This window comes from Paraburkholderia sp. FW306-02-B (assembly GCF_058782725.1).
On sequence record NZ_JBYSXZ010000002.1, the window covers coordinates 321,090 to 338,287 of the forward strand.

At 59.4% G+C, this 17,198-nt stretch carries 15 protein-coding genes and 2 pseudogenes; 12 read left to right on the top strand and 5 right to left on the bottom strand.

Annotated features, from left to right (window positions below):
- The first annotated feature begins 98 nt into the window (after window positions 1–98).
- The 6 genes and pseudogenes from AC3WOG_RS22380 (at window position 99) to AC3WOG_RS22405 (ending at window position 7,097) form a co-directional block, all read left to right on the top strand.
- On the top strand, window positions 99–1,010 hold the full coding sequence (locus AC3WOG_RS22380; RefSeq protein ID WP_172175093.1) for a beta-keto acid cleavage family enzyme: 912 nt from the start codon (window positions 99–101) through the stop codon (window positions 1,008–1,010).
- Complete coding sequence (locus tag AC3WOG_RS22385) at window positions 1,007–1,948, top strand: quinone oxidoreductase family protein (protein ID WP_492580131.1); 942 nt, start codon at window positions 1,007–1,009, stop codon at window positions 1,946–1,948. Before AC3WOG_RS22380 ends, AC3WOG_RS22385 begins: the two co-directional genes overlap by 4 nt.
- Window positions 1,949–2,162: 214 nt before the next feature.
- Window positions 2,163–2,555, top strand: a complete 393-nt coding sequence (locus tag AC3WOG_RS22390; protein ID WP_492580132.1) for a YciI family protein — start codon at window positions 2,163–2,165, stop codon at window positions 2,553–2,555.
- A gap of 274 nt (window positions 2,556–2,829) precedes the next feature.
- Window positions 2,830–3,774: a nuclear transport factor 2 family protein gene (locus AC3WOG_RS22395; RefSeq protein WP_492580133.1), complete on the top strand. Its 945-nt coding sequence runs from the start codon at window positions 2,830–2,832 to the stop codon at window positions 3,772–3,774.
- Between the two features lie 901 nt (window positions 3,775–4,675).
- Complete coding sequence (locus tag AC3WOG_RS22400; RefSeq protein ID WP_492580134.1) at window positions 4,676–5,821, top strand: porin; 1,146 nt, start codon at window positions 4,676–4,678, stop codon at window positions 5,819–5,821.
- A 484-nt stretch (window positions 5,822–6,305) separates the two neighbouring features.
- A pseudogene (locus AC3WOG_RS22405) lies at window positions 6,306–7,097 on the top strand (enoyl-CoA hydratase/isomerase family protein).
- Window positions 7,098–7,320: 223 nt separating this feature from the next.
- Here AC3WOG_RS22405 and AC3WOG_RS22410 read toward each other — a convergent pair.
- Window positions 7,321–7,512, bottom strand: coding sequence for a hypothetical protein (locus AC3WOG_RS22410; RefSeq protein ID WP_492580135.1), 192 nt, complete (start codon window positions 7,510–7,512; stop codon window positions 7,321–7,323).
- An 80-nt stretch (window positions 7,513–7,592) separates the two neighbouring features.
- Window positions 7,593–8,234, bottom strand: coding sequence for a TetR/AcrR family transcriptional regulator (locus AC3WOG_RS22415; RefSeq protein ID WP_492580136.1), 642 nt, complete (start codon window positions 8,232–8,234; stop codon window positions 7,593–7,595).
- 377 nt (window positions 8,235–8,611) lie between these two features.
- Here AC3WOG_RS22415 and AC3WOG_RS22420 point away from each other — a divergent pair, with 377 nt between their 5' ends.
- From AC3WOG_RS22420 to AC3WOG_RS22445, 6 genes and pseudogenes are all read left to right on the top strand, one after another.
- Complete coding sequence (locus tag AC3WOG_RS22420) at window positions 8,612–8,863, top strand: enoyl-CoA hydratase/isomerase family protein (RefSeq protein ID WP_492580137.1); 252 nt, start codon at window positions 8,612–8,614, stop codon at window positions 8,861–8,863.
- Window positions 8,864–9,002: 139 nt separating this feature from the next.
- Window positions 9,003–10,187: an acetyl-CoA C-acyltransferase family protein gene (locus AC3WOG_RS22425; protein ID WP_492580138.1), complete on the top strand. Its 1,185-nt coding sequence runs from the start codon at window positions 9,003–9,005 to the stop codon at window positions 10,185–10,187.
- 95 nt (window positions 10,188–10,282) lie between these two features.
- The gene (locus AC3WOG_RS22430; protein WP_492580139.1) at window positions 10,283–11,053 is read left to right on the top strand and encodes an SDR family NAD(P)-dependent oxidoreductase; all 771 of its coding nucleotides are present in this window, start codon (window positions 10,283–10,285) and stop codon (window positions 11,051–11,053) included.
- 117 nt (window positions 11,054–11,170) lie between these two features.
- Window positions 11,171–11,242, top strand: a pseudogene (locus AC3WOG_RS22435) (hypothetical protein); the annotation flags it as partial.
- A gap of 543 nt (window positions 11,243–11,785) precedes the next feature.
- On the top strand, window positions 11,786–12,274 hold the full coding sequence (locus AC3WOG_RS22440; RefSeq protein WP_492580140.1) for an SRPBCC family protein: 489 nt from the start codon (window positions 11,786–11,788) through the stop codon (window positions 12,272–12,274).
- Window positions 12,275–12,825: 551 nt separating this feature from the next.
- On the top strand, window positions 12,826–13,863 hold the full coding sequence (locus AC3WOG_RS22445; RefSeq protein WP_492580141.1) for a ribonuclease Z: 1,038 nt from the start codon (window positions 12,826–12,828) through the stop codon (window positions 13,861–13,863).
- A gap of 168 nt (window positions 13,864–14,031) precedes the next feature.
- Here the strand turns inward: AC3WOG_RS22445 and AC3WOG_RS22450 are convergent, their stop codons facing one another.
- From AC3WOG_RS22450 to AC3WOG_RS22460, 3 genes are read right to left on the bottom strand one after another with little or no spacing between them, the layout of a single operon-like run.
- The gene (locus tag AC3WOG_RS22450) at window positions 14,032–15,363 is read right to left on the bottom strand and encodes an MFS transporter (protein ID WP_492580142.1); all 1,332 of its coding nucleotides are present in this window, start codon (window positions 15,361–15,363) and stop codon (window positions 14,032–14,034) included.
- Window positions 15,364–15,379: 16 nt separating this feature from the next.
- A complete protein-coding gene (locus tag AC3WOG_RS22455; RefSeq protein ID WP_492580143.1) occupies window positions 15,380–16,012 on the bottom strand; it encodes a heme-binding protein in 633 nt (210 codons plus the stop codon).
- On the bottom strand, window positions 16,009–17,193 hold the full coding sequence (locus AC3WOG_RS22460) for a dihydrodipicolinate synthase family protein (RefSeq protein ID WP_492580144.1): 1,185 nt from the start codon (window positions 17,191–17,193) through the stop codon (window positions 16,009–16,011). Before AC3WOG_RS22460 ends, AC3WOG_RS22455 begins: the two co-directional genes overlap by 4 nt.
- Window positions 17,194–17,198 lie beyond the last annotated feature (5 nt).

Sequence of the window (17,198 nt, forward strand, 5' to 3'; positions counted from 1 at the left end):
AGCACAGTGTCACCGCCTGCTGTGCGCTCCGACTGGCTAACAAGTTCGCGCCGGCCCGCCACCGGTTTTAATCTGACGGAAACACCTGGAGAAATTCAATGTATTCAACGTCCCATCCTCCCGTGATCATCGAAGTCTGTCTCAACGGCGTCACGTCCCGAGAGGTGCAGCCGCACGTCCCGCGGACGCCTCAGGAGGTGACAGCCGACGCTCTGTCCTGTGTCGCGGCCGGCGCTACGATCCTCCACTCCCACACGGATGATCCGGTGATCGCACCGGGAAGCGGCCGACACGACTCCAGGCCACTCATCGACGCCTGGGCGCCCGTTATCGATCGCTATCCCGACATTATCTTCTATCCGACCATGCAGGGCGGCGGCGGCGAGACCACGATCGAGGCACGCACGCAGCATATGCAGGAGTTGGTGGATGCGGGGCTGCTGCGACTGGGCCTGATCGACATGGGCACCAGCAACATGTCCTTCTTGGGCGAAGACGGCCTTCCGGGGTCTTCGGACGAACTCTTCATTAACACGAACTCGGACGCCCATTACATGTTCGAGTTCTGCATCCGGAACCGGATCGGAGCCTCGATCGGCTGCATCGAGCCCGGCTTCTTGCGGACGGCCATGGCCTTCGCTCGCGCGGGCAAGATCCCTCAGGGCTCGATCTTCCGCCTTGTGTTCGGCGGCCCGCGTACGCTGATGGGCCTGCCCGGTGCCCGCGCGTCGCTTGACCTCTATCTCGAGATGATTCAAGACGCGGGCATACCTTGGAACGTCGGCATCTTCGGGGGCAACGCCTTCGAGAACGGCTTTGCGGAATACGCAATGGAACGGGGCGGGCATCTGCGGATCGGGCTGGAGGACTATCGCGCTGCCGACACACCCACCAACGTCGAGCTCGTTGAGCGCGCCGTCGCCCTGGCGAAGAAGGTCGGCCGGCCCGTGGCGACCCGCCGGGAAACGAACCAGATCCTCAACCTTCAACGCCAACCGGAGATTGCATGATGCGAGCGCTCCAGTACCTCCAGCCTCAGGCGCCCTTGGCCGTCGTCGAAGTTGAGAACCCCGTTCCCGGGACGGACGAGGTTCTAGTCGAGATGGCCTACGCCGGCCTCAACTCCATGGACGCCCAACTGTGGCTCGGCGTCGGCGGCCTCCGCCCGCCAACACCCCACGTTCCGGGCGTGGAAGGCTCAGGCTGGGTGGACGGTAGACCGGTCCTCGTGTTCGGAAGCGGAACGGGAGTGCGGCGCTGGGGCGTGGCGGCCGAGCGTGCCGTCGTCCCAAAGTCGGCTATTTTCCCGGCGCCGCGCGACCTCCCGCTGGAGTACGCAGCAGTCTGCGGCGCCGCCGGCGCCACTGCCATGCGGCTGTTCGAACTCGCGGAAGTCAAGGCTGGCGATTGCGTGCTCGTTTACGCGAGCGCCGGCGGCATCGGCGCCATGCTTGTCTCGCTGCTGGCGAACGCCGGCGTGCGAGCGCTTGGTCAGATCCGCGACCCTGGCAAGGCCGAGGTCGTGCGGCGCGCAGGCGGAGTGCCCATCGTGGCCGGCAACCCGGTCGATCTCACCGACGCCCTCGGCGAGATCGTCCCCAGCGTCATCGTAGATCCACTGGGCGGCGCCTGGACGAGCGTGGCCGTGGAGCGCGTCGCCGTGGGCGGCCGCATCGTGAGCTTCGGCGCCCTGGCCGGGCCGACGACGATCGACACGCTCAAGTTCTACCGCAAGTGCATCACCCTTCGCGGCTACAGCGGCCTGGAGGAACCTGAAGCCCATGCACGGTGCGTCACAAGCGCTATGGAGGCCGCGGCCGACGGTCGGTTGCTTATCGCGCCCCTGCTACGCCGTTACACCCTCGACAGCGCAATCGACGCCTTTGAGGCGCTTCGCGCCGACGCGCCGGGGAAGATCATCGTCGACCTCCGCAGCCAGCCGGACTAGATGTGACCCCGCTCGCGGCCCCGGCCGCCCCCTAGAGATTGCCCGCCAGGAACGCCGATTCAAGCACACGGGGAACGTACATCGAGTGCCGCGTCTCATTCATCTCCGCCGCGTCACCATGTGCGGGTCCCTCTCAGCCAAAGAAGACCGAGTTATAGGTCGAAGTGGGGAATTGTTAAATTTTTAAGTAATCCTATTAAGAGGAGAGACAATTGTGGAAGCGAAGCGTGTTACACGAGAGCAGGTTCTTGAAGCCAGCAAGGATATGCTCAAGAAGCAGTTTTATGTGGTCTTTTCGAGGCCGACCAACGGTATTGGTCCGGTCATGGAGAACCTTCCAGCCCACCTTGAACATCAATGCAAAATCGAGCGTGATGGCATTCTGGTCGCCGCCGGGCCTCAATGGACCGACGATGAAAAATACTGGGACGGCGATGGAATGTTCGTAATCCGTGCCTCCTCCATGGAGCACGCGCGCGAAATCGCCGCCTCGGATCCCATGCATCAGCATGGCGCTCGTTCGTTCACCGTTCGGCCATGGCTTGTTAATGAAGGTAGCCTTAACCTGCGAATCGAGTTTTCGACAGGGAGAGTGACGTTGGATTGATGGCATCCATTCGATGCCAGTACTGAGGACTCGGTCCAAGGTACTCATGGCACGGAGATCACTGGAGGAGTGTAAAGCTTTATATTTGACTGTGTTTCGACAAGGCGGGGCAGTTCGAGTTGCGTGAGCGCACGAGGGCTGAGCATCGCACTTACCTTAGACCGAACGTTGAGCAAGGTGCAGCAAATTGATCTCGCGTTTCCCAGTATCTGCGTTGAAATTGAGAAATCGTGCGAGGAAATGAAATTGTATAAAACTCATAAGGAGACTTTCCATGTCACGGTTCTATGATGTTCTAATTGCTGCCGTCATTTCAACGACGACATTCTTGTCGCCGGCAAAAGCGCAACCCGTAAGTCCTCCGATAGTACAGGCGGATCACGCGACTCCACCTATCAAAAATTTCTTCAAATCATACTTCATAGAGAAGACCTCGCATGATGCCAATGGTTTGCTTGGTTTTTTTTCGCCCAACATGGCTACGTACAGCGATGCGGTGCTCGGTTATGAATGGCCTAGTTTCGTGGCGTTTAAGGACTTTTTGGTACCTTATATGGCAACACTTCCTCCAGCTGCCGTGTCGTACCCTATTCGTATTGTTGGCGGACCGGAAAGCGCGATTGTCGAATTCGTGGATACACCTGAATGGTTCGGCAGCAAAATCCCGGCTACTGGCGTGGTTGACATCAGAGACGGAAAGATCGTTCGATGGATAGATTATTTGGACGCTAGTACTTTTGACACGAATTTATACAATAAGCTGCGGACGCCTTCAGACAAATTTCCCACAGACTTCAAAGAAAACGCTGTCGGCGAGATGGCTTCGGAAAAAATAAGGAACGTTGCGCAACAACTTGCGGATGCGTTCAGAAATGACGACGCTAGATCTGCCGCCTCCTTGTTCAGCAACGACGCAATCTACGAGGACCGTGCACTCAGGTCGGAGATTGTTGGCCGTTCGGCGATTGAGGGATACCTCAATCGCATACTTCCGGATGCACCATTCGGAGTTGGATCTCAGCTTCGCCACATAGTGGGGGGAGACCTTGGCGGTGGATTTGAATGGCGGGCGGGCCCCTCTTCAGCTCTTAAGGTGGGCGTCACCACCCTCGAGCTGGATAATACTGGGTACATTTCGCGGTTGACGACGGTCTACGATAGTCGTCAGCTTCCCAAGGATCTCGTATTAAAACTTGTTGACTTGTCTCGGGAGCCATAGATCGACATTTAGATTAGAGAGCGACCTTGCCGCCTCACTCGAGGCGAGTGGCCGTGCGGCGCAGATGGCCGGCACGGCTCTCACCAGGGCGGCGCTCGCTGACTGGATCTCCACCGTTCACTTTACAGGAGCCCGTGGACGCACTAGCCGCAGTTTCGGGGTTTCATTTCCAGGCGTCTTGCCGTTAGCGGCGACGCTGGAGACTTTTATGGGAGCCGCCTACGCCGGTGGTTCGGCACTGGCTATGCCCAAGATACTTTTTAAGAACTGTTGCTGGAACGGTGGGATGGCATCGATGTTGCGATCTTAATGTCAAGAATAACGATCCAAAGTTGTTCGTTAATTAACGAACTTTGTAAATTACTTAAAAGATCAGTTAAACATTTTAAGAGAGGAGACAGCGCAAGAGTCATCGCTAGCAAAGAGCCTTTGTCACGCGCATTTGGATGGTGCCGACCGGAGGATACGAGCTTGCTATTGAAATCCTCGCAGCATCGACGACCGTTTTCATTTTTACTTTCCTGTTTCTTGGGCGGTACCCGCGCGAGTCCGAAAAGCAGAGGAGACTAACTGGTGTCGAGTCAAAACTCCTCTAGTTTTGCTAAGGAAGTTGCTCCACGAATCTCGAGCAGACGATTACAGAAGGCAACGGGAGTGACGCCCAATGGAGGCTGATACCTCGTACGACCTAGATACGCACCTTCCCGATCGCCCTCACGTTTGACGACGGAGTATCTTGCCGGTCGAGAGCAACAACATATGTGATATGTATTCCTAAATAATAATTGCCATGAAGTAATGCCTTACCAACTACGGCTAAGTTTCGGTCTATATATGCTTGAACCAGATGTCAGACATTTACCAACCATCAAACGTGTACTAGTAAAATGGAGGCAAGTGAATGCGTTTACGGCTGAATCGGCCCAGGAGTAACCTGGCACGGTGTCGGTTGGTTTGGTGTGGGGTCGCATCGCTCGCGGCATGTGCGTCTACCACATCGCAAGCACAGAGTTCTGTCAGCCTATACGGGGTCGTGGATACAGGCGTCGCGTATGTGACGAATGTCGGTCCCCAGCGGTCCAACTTTGTGCACATGACACCGCTCACGGGATCACTTCCATCGCGATGGGGTTTCCAAGGCAAAGAAGATCTGGGGGGTGGTCTTCGCGCAGTGTTCAACTTGGAGTCGGGTTTCTCCCCAACACAGGGCACGCTGAATCAAGGGGGGCGTCTCTTCGGCAGGCAGGCCTATGTCGGAATCTCGGGGCCGTGGGGCACGTTAACCTTCGGTCGGCAGTATTCACAAGCCTACTGGGCTTTGAAGGCCAACACGATGGGGCCGAACGTCTTTGGCGCCCTCGATCTGGATACCTACTTCGCAGCCTCGCAAAAGGACAATGCGGTAGCCTATACCTTCACGTCATCTGGGCTGACTGCGGGTGCGACGTATTCCTTCGGCCGCGATACGGTAGCCTCCGCAGCGGCAGGAGGCTGCGCCCAATCGGTCACGGACTGGCGGGCCTGCAAAGCGATGTCTGCCAGGTTGCAGTATGAGACGGAAAAGTGGAGCGTCGCGGCTGCCGTCGATCGCAACTACGGTGGGGGCGGCACTGGCTCGCCTCTGCCCAGTAGCTCGCAAACCGATACGCGTATCCTCATCGACGGCTACGCGATGTTTGGTAACTCGACTATCGGCGCGGGATTTGTCCATCGAATCAATCATGGAGCGCAAACGGCGACCGTTTTCAACGCAATCAGCAACTTCTGGTGGTTCGGTGGAACCTATCTTCTTCGTCCCGATATCGCTCTTGACGCTCAGTTCGGCCATTTGACCGTGAGCGGTAGCGACTCGGGAGCCTCCGTGATCGCAGCGCGCGCGATGTACTTCTTGTCCAAGCAAACGGCGACGTATGTCACCGCAGGGCGTATGTTCAACCAACGCCACGGAACGTTCGCGCTCGACGCCTCGGTGATCCCGCCTGCTGCGACGCCGCTGCCAGGCGTGAATCAAACCGGTGTGATGGTGGGTATTCGCCACTTGTTCTGAATGGCCGTTGCCGCGCGATAGGAAGGCGGTGGCATCAGGGGGTGTCACCCCGTGCGAACGCAGTTGGCGAACGGGCCAAATACCCCTCACTGGGCGCATTAACAGCTAAGCAGTATGAATCCCAGACCTTTAGTTCGCCGTAATGGAACTATGGGAAAACTTTTTGCCTGGATACGAGCCATGAGACAACGCGCGTTAATAGAGGCGTCTTGTCCAGGTTGATAGGGAAGCAGCCGGTTAGCGTAAAGAGTAGTCTCGTTGGCCGCCTTGTCTACCCATGGAGCGGCGAGACGTTCCAAGTGCTCGGCGAGGGGCTCAGGCTACCCGAAGAGATCGGTGAGCCTACAATCATCCAATTGGGCCGCTGGCTCTGGCCGACCTGATCGGCATCGACACAATGTCGCAGTCGTGGATACTCCGAACCAAAGTATCGCTCTGCTTTGATAGATGAACATTCTCAAACACAGGTAAAGGTGATCTGCATATGAAAAAAATTCCCACTCCCCCGCCCCTGCTACTGGAGCGCGATGGCGCCATCGCTACACTGCGCTTCAACAGACCGAATGCACTCAACGCTATCGATGTGCCAATGGCGCATGCCCTCCTTTCTTCCATCCGCACTCTGGCCGACGACATGTCTGTTCGTGCTGTCGTGCTTTGTGGCGGGGGCCGGGGCTTCATGGCAGGTGGTGACCTTGCGACCTTGCAGGCCGATCCACTGCAGGGCGCGGCCGATTTGATAGGCCCATTGCACGAGGCGCTCACCGTGCTTGCAGCAATGGATGCACCAATAATCGCACAGGTACATGGCGTTGCCGCCGGGGCAGGACTGAGCCTCATGCTGCAGGCTGACTTCGTACTTGCGGCGCAGGGTACGCGCTTCAACCTGGCCTACGTGAACATTGGTGCCAGTTGTGACGCCGGTGCATCTTGGGCGCTGCCCCGGATGGTAGGGTGACGCCGGGCACTTGAAATCGCATTGCTCGGTGAAACCTTCGACGCGGAAGCGGCCGAGCGCTTGGGCCTCGTCAATCGCGTGGTACCTGCCTCCGATCTAGATAGCGAGGTCAAGGCTTTCGCACAGCGCCTGGCGAAGGGCCCAACGAAGGCCCTCGGCTATCTGCGGCGTCTCATGCGTAGCTCGTTCGGCAGTGACCTAGGCACCCAACTCGATGCTGAGGCGGCAGCTTTCCGGGCGTGTGCCTCGTCCACCGACTTCAAAGTCTGTCTGGACGCCTTTTTCGAGAAACGCCCAGCGTCGTTCACTGGTTGCTAGCGGGGGCCGGTAACCGTTTTGGTTCAGGTGGATGATATGAAAGCCTCCCGCCAGTGAGCGGAGGGAACGATAACGCACGACGTGGGGCTCTCACGGGGCAATGGCATCAGGGTGCCCATGATGGAAGCTCATTGAGGCCGTCACAGGCGAACCGGGTCCGGAAGCCTCACGCCAAGGCCCATCAGGCGGCCTCCGTTTCTAGAGTACTTCGCCAAGTACGTGGTTACCTGATCGGCATGGAACTGCGTGGGTGTGCGACATTGGGCGCGAGCACTGGCAAAGCTGGGTCGTCAGGAAAACCGACGGTGGCGAATTTCGTCAAAGCATTCAGCATCGACAATACGAGCGACTCGGCGGACCGCGCTATCTGGCTGGCGGTGTAGTAGCCGGGCAAGCCGGTTGTCCGAATCGTCATCGGGAACGGCACTCCGGCACTGCGTACGCCCGAGACAAGCTCCAAGGCGAAACCGGTTTTTTGACGAGAGCACCGCGCTTTTAATTGCGCGCGCTTGGGGCGCGAGCGTATAGGCCGTTTAGGAGTGTTGCAACAGCTTGTTGGGCAACTTCGTCAGCGGAAAGAGAGCCATCTGGGCGGTACCAGCGGCCGATCCAACTCAGCGCTCCAGCTACAACGAATGCGGCAATTTTCGGATCGCAGGGTGCCAATGCCCCTTCGGCGATTGCCTGTTCGATGAGACCACGAAATTCACGGTCAATACTTCCCTTCAGGTGACGAAGCCTTTTCCGACTCTTTGGAACCAGTGCCTCTTCTCCCACGCGGATGAGACACATTCCAAAATCCATGGTCACTATCTTGGCGTACTCGAGCATCGCGGCCTGCAGTTTTTGGACCGCCGTCCCCCCCGACTCGGATACCCTGTTGATTGCCGCCTGCGTCATCTCCAATCCAATCCGAACGCACTCGAATAAGATTTCGTCCTTGCTTTTTGCGTAGTAATACAACGTCGGCTTAGTGACGTGCAAGCGTTCAGCCACTTCATCAAGAGAGGTGGCGTGAAACCCCTTCTCGTTGAATACCTGCGCGGCGGTACGAAGCACGGCCTCACGCTTCATTTCCCGTTCCCTTTGGCGCTCCGTCTGGCTTGGCCAAGGCGACGCCTGCTCGGTATTTCTCACTTTTTGGTTCCTATTTGTCATACGTTCCCGGCCGAGCCGAACGCAGCGTACTCCGGCCGACTCAGCCAGCGCCTGCTTCGGTCCGTTGGCAGCGCTTGCAGTTTGATCCGGTGAGCCGACTAGTTAGCAGAGACGGCGCACTGTCGACCGCAGGTTAGTTGTCAGCAAACGTCTCCATGAGATTGCTTCGATACGTACTGGAGGGCTACTCGGCTGGCGGTGTCAGCGCCCCATAAGCATGTTACCAAAAAGTCCACTGTATACTGGCGGGTACTATGTTTACTCATGAGTAACATAAGGCTATAGTAGCGACGTGGCTACGTTCAGGGAGGGAGCGGCCGACGGTAGGAACACCGGCACTTCAAGAAGGCATTGTCATGAATGCCCTCATGATTGCCCAGGTGCACGGTGTGACAGCAGGCGCCGGGTTGAGCCTCGTGCTGCTGGGCGACACCCTCGGTGCTGCCGACGCCGAGCGCCTGGGGTTGGCGAACCGGGTCGTGCCCGCGGGTCGGTTCGAGGCCGAGACTGATGTGCTGGCGCAGCATCTGACGTGCGGCCCGACCCTTGCCTACGGTGCGATGAGGCGCCTGATGCGCGAGTCGTTCGACCGCAGTCTGCCCGACTAGCTCAATGCCGAAGCCGCCGCTTTTGAGCGGTGCGCGGGCACGCAGGATTTCAGGGCCGGCGTGGAAGCCTTCTACGCCAGGGAAGCCCCCCACTTTGGTGGCAATTGACTGATTCATTCAAGCAATCTGGAGAAAAGCCATGTCCCAGCGCGACATCTACATTGTCGGGACCGCCCGCACCGCAATTGGCACCTTTGGCGGCGCCCTCAAGGATGTGCCCAACACCCACCTCGCCATGACCGCCGTGCGCGCCGCGATTGAACGCAGTGGCGTGGCGCCTGACGCCGTCGGCCATGTGGTGATGGGAAACGTGATTCCCACCGATCCCAGAGATGCCTATCTGAGCCGAGTGGCGGCCATCGATGCCGGCTGCCCTGTCGAAACCCCGGCGTTCAATGTGAATCGCCTGTGCGGCTCGGGCCTGCAGGCCATCGTCTCAGCGGCGCACGCCCTCGGGCAGGGCGACTGCGACATCGCAGTCGGCGGCGGGTCAGAGTCGATGAGCCGCGGGCCCTATCTCGACACAGCCGCACGCCATGGCGCCCGCATGGGCAACGCGGCGTTGATCGACTATATGATCGGCATCCTGCATGACCCGTGGGATGGGATGCACATGGGCATTACCGCCGAGAACGTCGCCGCCCGCTACCGCATCTCGCGCGAGGAGCAGGACGCGCTGGCAGCCGACAGCCAGCGCCGCGCAGCAGTGGCTATTGCGGAAGGTCGCTTCCAAGGACAGATTGTGCCCGTCGAGGTAAGGACCCGGAAGGGCACAGTGCTGTTCGATACCGACGAACATGTGCGCGCTGACACGACGGTGGAGGTACTAGCCGGCATGAAACCCGCGTTCAAAAAGGACGGCACGGTGACAGCGGGTAACGCCTCGGGCATCAACGACGGCGCTGGCGCCGTGGTGCTGGCAACGAGTGAACGCGTAATGGCGCTGGGCCTCAAGCCGCTTGCGCGCCTGGTGGGATATGCGCACGCGGGGGTGGAGCCTGCCTACATGGGTATCGGGCCTGTTCCCGCGACGCGCAAGGTGCTGGAACGCACGGGCCTCAAAGTGTCGGAAATCGATGTTATCGAAGCCAACGAAGCCTTCGCCGCCCAGGCCTGCGCCGTGATCCGGGAACTGGGTCTGGACCCGGCCAAAGTCAACCCGAATGGCTCGGGAATTTCGCTGGGTCACCCCGTGGGCGCCACTGGCGCGATCATCACCACAAAGGCGATCGCTGAACTGCACCGTACAGGCGGCCGATATGCGCTGGTCACGCTGTGCATCGGCGGTGGACAGGGTATCGCCGCAATCTTTGAGCGTGCCTGAGCCAGGCGGACGAGACGGTGCCATCAAGTTTACCCTCAGCCGGGAGAGCCTCCCGGGCGATTGCAAGCCACTTCTGGAGATCGGGACACTGAATTATGGATATTGCTAACAAGGTGGTTGTCGTGACGGGCGGCGCGTCCGGTCTGGGAGAAGCGACGGTTCGCCGCTTCGCGGCGCTGGGCGCCAAGATCGCGGTGATGGACCTTGATGACGCGCGCGGCGAGGCAATTGTCGGCGAGCTTGGCATTCGCGCCATATATTCGAGAATCAACGTCTCTGACGAGGCCAGCGTTCAAGAGGCCATCAATGCGGTGGTCAAGATCTTCGGTGCCATCCACGTGTGCTGCAATTTCGCCGGCATTGCCAATGCCATCAAGACGATCGGCAAGGACGGCCCTTTCCCGCTTGCGGATTTCCAGAAGGTCATTGACGTAAATCTAGTAGGTACGTTCAATGTGTTGCGTCTGGCTGCTATGGAGATGGCCAAGAACGAACCCGACGACGCCAGCGGCGACCGTGGCGTGATCATCAACACGGCGTCGGTCGCGGCCTACGAAGGCCAGATCGGCCAAGCCGCCTACAGCGCCTCGAAGGGCGGAGTCGTGTCGATGACGTTGCCGATCGCTCGCGATCTGTCGCGCTATGGAATCCGGGTGAACACCATCGTTCCCGGGCTGATTCACACGCCAATGTTCAATTCGTTGCCGAGCGATGCCGTGCGTGCGCCGTCTGACAGCCCGCTGTACCCCAAGCGCCTCGGCCGTCCCGATGAGATTGCGCATTTGGCCCAGTTCATTGTCGAGAACGGCTATGTGAATGGTGAGTGTATCCGGCTCGATGCCGGAATCCGATTGCAGCCGAAGTAAAGGCCGCTGTGCGGGGGAGACCCGCAAGAAATTGGGCCAGACGTGGCACCGGAAGATCCAGAGTCATCTCGCGGGAGGAGTTTGTCTCCAAGATCCGTGCAGCGGTCGAGGCCCGGCGGCGGGGCCTGTGCGCGGGGCCACCCCATTGGCGCCAGCGGCGCGCGCATCGTCGTGACGCTGCTGGACGCCCATGTCCTTCATGATCGACGGTAGCGCGGCACCGGCTACGGCGAGGTCGTAGCCGTCGATAATGATTACCAGCAGACACCAGGCGAGTACCCGCGCATGAAATCGATTGAAGCGGGCTTTGTATCTTTTTCAACGGCGCCTTCGCTGTTACGGAGATCCGAATGGCAGAAGAGCGACACGAACCTGCCTCACGATCGACGAGGATCGAATGTCAGCAATGGCCGAACTCCCGTCTCCTTATGCGAGTCGACGAACGGCCGTTGTACCTTGAAAGCCGCCGTAGATGTCGCGCTGGGTCGACGGGCCGCAATGGGTCGACATGAGGCGGTCGCGTCAGGCCGCAGTCGGCCGGGTTTGGCTGAGGTGAAGCTCTCGGTCGTCGGCTATCGTGCACTGGCCGGCTACCTCTAGCTGTCCTACGTTTTGTTGCAGATGGCTCGACGAGATATCGAGGGGTGGAAACGCGGTGCTGTTTCGCCGGTGGTGGCAAGTGCAGTGAGCATCTGACAAAATCTCTAGAAGAATACTAAGAATGGAGGCAGCTTGCAGACGGTCGAATACCGCTTTTCCACCATTTGGCGCATCGATGCGCCAGTGCAGGAAGTTTGGGAGGCAATCCAGGATTCGGCGCGCTGGCCCGAGTGGTGGAATAACGTCGAGCGCGTGGACCAGCTAGCGGCGGGTTCCGATCAGGGCGTGGGCGCCGTACAACGCTATACGTGGAAAGGCTGGTTGCCCTACCGCCTCGTGTTCGATATGCGGGTGACGCGCGTCGACCCGTTGGTCGCGCTAGAGGGGGAAGCCAGTGGCGACGTCGAAGGCGCCGGCCGGTGGAGCTTTTCGACCGACGGACGCAACCTTACCGTGGTCCGCTATGACTGGTGCGTGCATACGAACCGCGCATGGATGAATGCTTTGGCGCCGTTGTTGCGACCGGTTTTCCAATGGAACCACGATGCAGTAATGCGCGAAGGCGGCGCGGCGCTAGCGCGGCGGCTGGACGCGCGGCTGCTTGGCATCGAGCATGGATGAAGCCAGCGCGGCAATGAATTGAACGCTCTGCAACGTTCCCCCTTTACCTCGATGGTATCTCTTGGCATCGAGGCAGATGATGCGCTTGAGCGCGTGGAGCAGACTGAAGTTTGAACCCAGGCGCCGCCGGATGGCGATCAACCATCGGTCGCTCGCCAACGCTGCGCGTGCTGTGAATTTCCGTCGCCGATGCGGCCGCCGAATCACGGCCAATACGTCCTACGGCGATGCCGCTTTTGTTCTATCAGCCGCTGGTGGGATTCTTCGCCGGCGGCGAGATTGCAAGGCGTCACCTTTACGGCTATACCGGGGTATTGACGGTCTTTACGAGCCGGGACTGAGGCCGCGGACAGTTCTGATTTTTGCCATAGCACGAAGAAGATCCATACTACGTTCATCCACCTGACGGATGGAACATGCGAGAGGAGTTGTCGTTTGACTGCGCGTAACAAGCCCCGTATCGGAGTAGCTACTTAAACGACGCGGCGCTGCGCCTCGAAGTCTGCTGAGCACTCGCCTGAAAACCATTCGTACGCCACCCTGACAGATTCATGCATGCCCTCTTCAAACCATGGCTTGTCAATGACGCGTTTGGCGACCCAGGTCTATACGTGGACTTTTGCGACGAACGGCGTGCTCTCCTTTTCGATCTTGGCGATATCGCCAGGCTGCTGCCCCGCCACCTGATGCGTTTGTCACATGTGTTTGTTACCCATACGCACATGGACCATTTTTCCGGCTTCGATCATCTCTTGCGCGTGATGCTCGGGCGCAAGGCTGGCATCGTGATGTTTGGCGGCCCCAACTTTCTCACACAAGTCGAACACAAGCTGAGCGCCTATACCTGGAACGTGGTGCATCGCTATGAGGTCGAGCTGGTGATCGACGCGCGCGAAATCGGAGTGGACGGTGGCGGGCAGCGCGCACTCTTCTCCAGTCGGAGACGGTTCGCCCGCGAAGCCGGGCCATCCTTTGAACCAGCTGATGACGTGTTGCATGACGAAGCAACCTTTCGCGTGCGTGGCCGCTTTGTCGATCATGACATCCCGTGCGTTGCGTACATGATCGAGGAGAAGGCACGCGTCAACGTCGCGAAGGACAGGCTCGCGGCGCTGGGGGTGTCGACGGGGGCGTGGCTGCACGAACTGAAACATGCGGTGCTGACCGGCGCCCCTGACGAGGCGCCAATCCAGGTGCGGTGGCGCGATCGGCATGGCGGGCACGCCATGACCCGACAGGTCGGCGAACTGCGTCACCTGATTCTCGACATCATTCCTGGGCGGCGCATTGGCTACGTAACGGATTTGCGCTACACGGAACCGAACGTAGAGACCCTGTCGCAATTGATGCACGACGTGGACCTGCTTTTTATCGAGAGCGTATTTCTTGACGAGGACAAGAGCCATGGCCTGCGCAAGAATCACCTGACGGCCCGCCAGGCCGGTCTGATCGCGCGCCGGATCGGAGCCCGAGCGGTAGTGCCGTTCCACTTTTCGCCGCGTTACGAAGGACGCTCGGCAGCACTGATTGCAGAAGTGCAGGCGGCATGGTCCGCTACGTCGGTTCTGGTTGGCGAAAGGCCTGATTAGATCAGGGAAGCTTCACAACCGATTGCTCGCTCATCGTCCAGGGATTACTTGGGTCACCCTATTTCACGCCACGATTACGACGTCCTGTTGAGTTTGGAATAATAGTCGGGAATCGGCCAGTTCCAGAGAATGGCGGCCTTACCTCGGCTGCCGTTCCCGAACTGCTCCTCACTTCCGCAAGCTGATTCCGCGCGTTTCCGGCGCGAAGAAAGTGGCCACGAAGCTGATGCCAGCCAGCACGGCGATGTACGTCGCGATCGGCCAGTACGCACCCTGTGCCCAGGCCAGCAAGGCCGTGGCAACGAACGGTGCGATACCACCCGATGCGACTGCCGCGAACTCCTTGCTCACGGCAATGCCGGTATACCGATAGCGCGCATTGAAAAGTTCGGGGAAGTACGCGCCCTGGATGCCGTACATTCCGAATACGCCGACTCCGATCGCCATCGCCATGCTGACGACAATCAGCACGGGATCCTTTGTGCTGAACAGCCAGAATGCAGGGAATGCCCAGAGACTGGTAAAGAGAGCGGCGAGCCGATACATCAGGCGCCGACCGAATCGGTCGGAGAGCCAGCCCATCAACGGGATAGTCAATACTGCAAGCGCTGCCGCAATCGTGACCCCGATCGTGCCGACCGACTTGTCGACCAGCAACACCTTGGTCAGGTAGCTCAATGCGAACACCTGGTAGAGGTAGGAGGAGCCGTTCTCGCCAACTCGAAGACAGAACGCGACCAGCAACGTGCCGCGTGCCTCAGACATCAGATCGCGGACCGGGCGCTTGCTCGCATGACCCGTTTTTTTGATTTCCTCGAACACAGGACTTTCTTTCACCCGCATCCGGATAACAATGCCGACGACGATCACAGCGGCGCTAAACAGAAACGGCACGCGCCATCCGTAACTCAGAAATTCTTCCTTAGGCAAGCGCTGCACGACGGTGAAAATCCCGTTGGCCAACAAGATGCCGACAATGCATCCCGCGAATGGCAGGGCCGCGTAAAAACCGCGTCGCTTGGGCGGTGCGAATTCTGAAACGATCAAGGAGGCGCCGGCTTGCTCCGCGCCGGCGCCGAAGCCCTGCAGCAGTCGCAGCGCCACCAGAAACACCGCTGCCCAGACGCCGACCTCGTGATAGGTCGGTAGAAGACCGATACAGAATGTCGACCCTCCCATTAGCAGTACCGTCGCAACGAGTACACTCTTGCGACCGTACTTGTCGCCGAGCCAGCCGAAAAAAAGCCCGCCGAAGGGGCGCGCGAAAAAGCCTGCGGCATACGCGCCGAATATCGCCAGCAGTCCCGCTGCCTTGTCCAGCCCGGGGAAGAATAGGTCCGAGAATATCAGCGCCGACGCAGTGCCGTAGATACTGAAGTCGTACCATTCCATCGCGCTGCCGGCGACGCTGGCGCTGATGACCCGTCTGAGATCTTTGCCGCCGACGGCAATATCCGGCTCGTGTTTCGTTGAGATGCTTGTGGCTATCTGTCCCGTCATTTTTGTCTCCTTGTCCCTAGATTCTCAGACCGTTGTTACGAATCCGCGATTGCGCTGCCGCCCTTTGAAACGGTGAACCGACAAAACTGCGGTCGTATTCAACACCGACATGCCAGCAGACTGCCTCGACGATAAGTTCATGATCGGCTTCGCTGGTGAGTCCGGCTATCGCCGCCGCGCCTTCCAGTCCCTGCTCGCGAACGAACAGCGGAATGGCTCCGCCCTCGATGCTGAGCGTTTCGTTGTCGAATCCGAAATCCGGCAGCGAACGGCCGCTTTGACGAAGCCGAAGACCGACTTCCATCGAACTCTGTCCGAACGCCAACGCCGCCTTCATTCGCGCCTGCAGTCGTGTCTCATCGAGTGCGCCGGAACCGTCCAGCGCGCAAAAAAACAATGTCTGCCCTGGTCTTGCGATGCAAACGCTTACGGACAGCCCTCGTCGCAATGCAAGATTGATGGCAATTTCCCCGATGGCTCTCGACGCAACGGCATCGAGTCGAGGCAAGATGGTCGTACGCGCCTGCCTTCGCAGGCGACGTAGCTGATCGGAAAAAGCTGTTCCTGTTGGCATGACGGCCTCACGTCCCGCATCTCGTTCTTCCACTCGCCGAACGACGCCACTGGCGTTCAATGCGGCGAGACTCACTTCTGGTTCTCAATTCCGGCATGGAGATTGAGGAATTCGCCCATCCGGCGACGCGCCAGTTCCGGACGAATCAGAACGCCAGCTACATCTGCTTTTCTGAATACCTCGGCGTAGTGCAGGGCGGAACGGGCCGACTGCATGCCACCCGCCATCGAGAAATGACTTTGATGGCCGTTCAGCCATGCGAGAAACACGACACCTGCCTTGTAATACTGCGTCGGCGCGACGAACAACTCGCGCGACAAGGCGACCGTCGGCGTAATCAACTGGTGGTAGCGTTCGAGATCGCCTGCCGCAAGCGCCACCAGCGCTCGGGACGCGACCGGCGCGATCGGATCGAAGATGCCGAGCAACGCGTGCGATTTCCCGGTGCTGTCACCCGCGATCAGGTCGCCGTAGTTGTAGTCGTCGCCGGTATACATGACGACGCCTTCGGGAAGCTGGGACCGTAGCTGGCGCTCGTATTCGGCATTGAGCAGCGAAATCTTGATCCCCTCGATGTTGCTCCGGTGCTGTCTGATGATGTCGAGGACCGTTGCCGTCGAAGTCTGAACATCGTTGCAGCCCCAGTAGCCCGAGAGCGATGTGTCGAACGCCTCGCCGAGCCAGTGCAGAACGACCTTGTTGCGCGACGAGGAGATCACGGCGTCATAGACGTTTTTGTAGTCGTCGGCAGAGCGGGCCGCCGCACAGAGCGCGCGGCTTGCCATCATGATCGGGCGGCCGCCCGCGGACTCCACTACCTCGAACTGCTCGTTGTATGCATTGATGATGTCCGACAGTGTGTGGCGGCGCGCATTATCCAGATGATCGGTGCCCGCCCCACAGGCCAGGTCGGCGCCCGGTATGGCGCGAGCATGGGCGATGCTGCGTCGGATCAGCTCGGCAGCAGTCGGCCAGCCGATGCCCATGCCCATGCCACGCTGCGCCGTGTCCATCGCTTCCGCGACCTTGAAGCCGAGACTGTAGAGGTACTCGCGAAACGCAAGCGTGCTGTCCCAGTCAATGCGCGGTGCGTCGCTCCATGGTTCGTACGCGGCGCGCGGATCGACGACGACGTGTGCCGCTGCGTACGCAATGCGGTTAAACGCAGGGATCGTCGCGGGCGGCGTCGCGTTTTCCTGATGTTGCATGGCATAGGCTTGAATCGTGCCGTCGTGAGCTGGCAGATTGATCTTCATGAGAC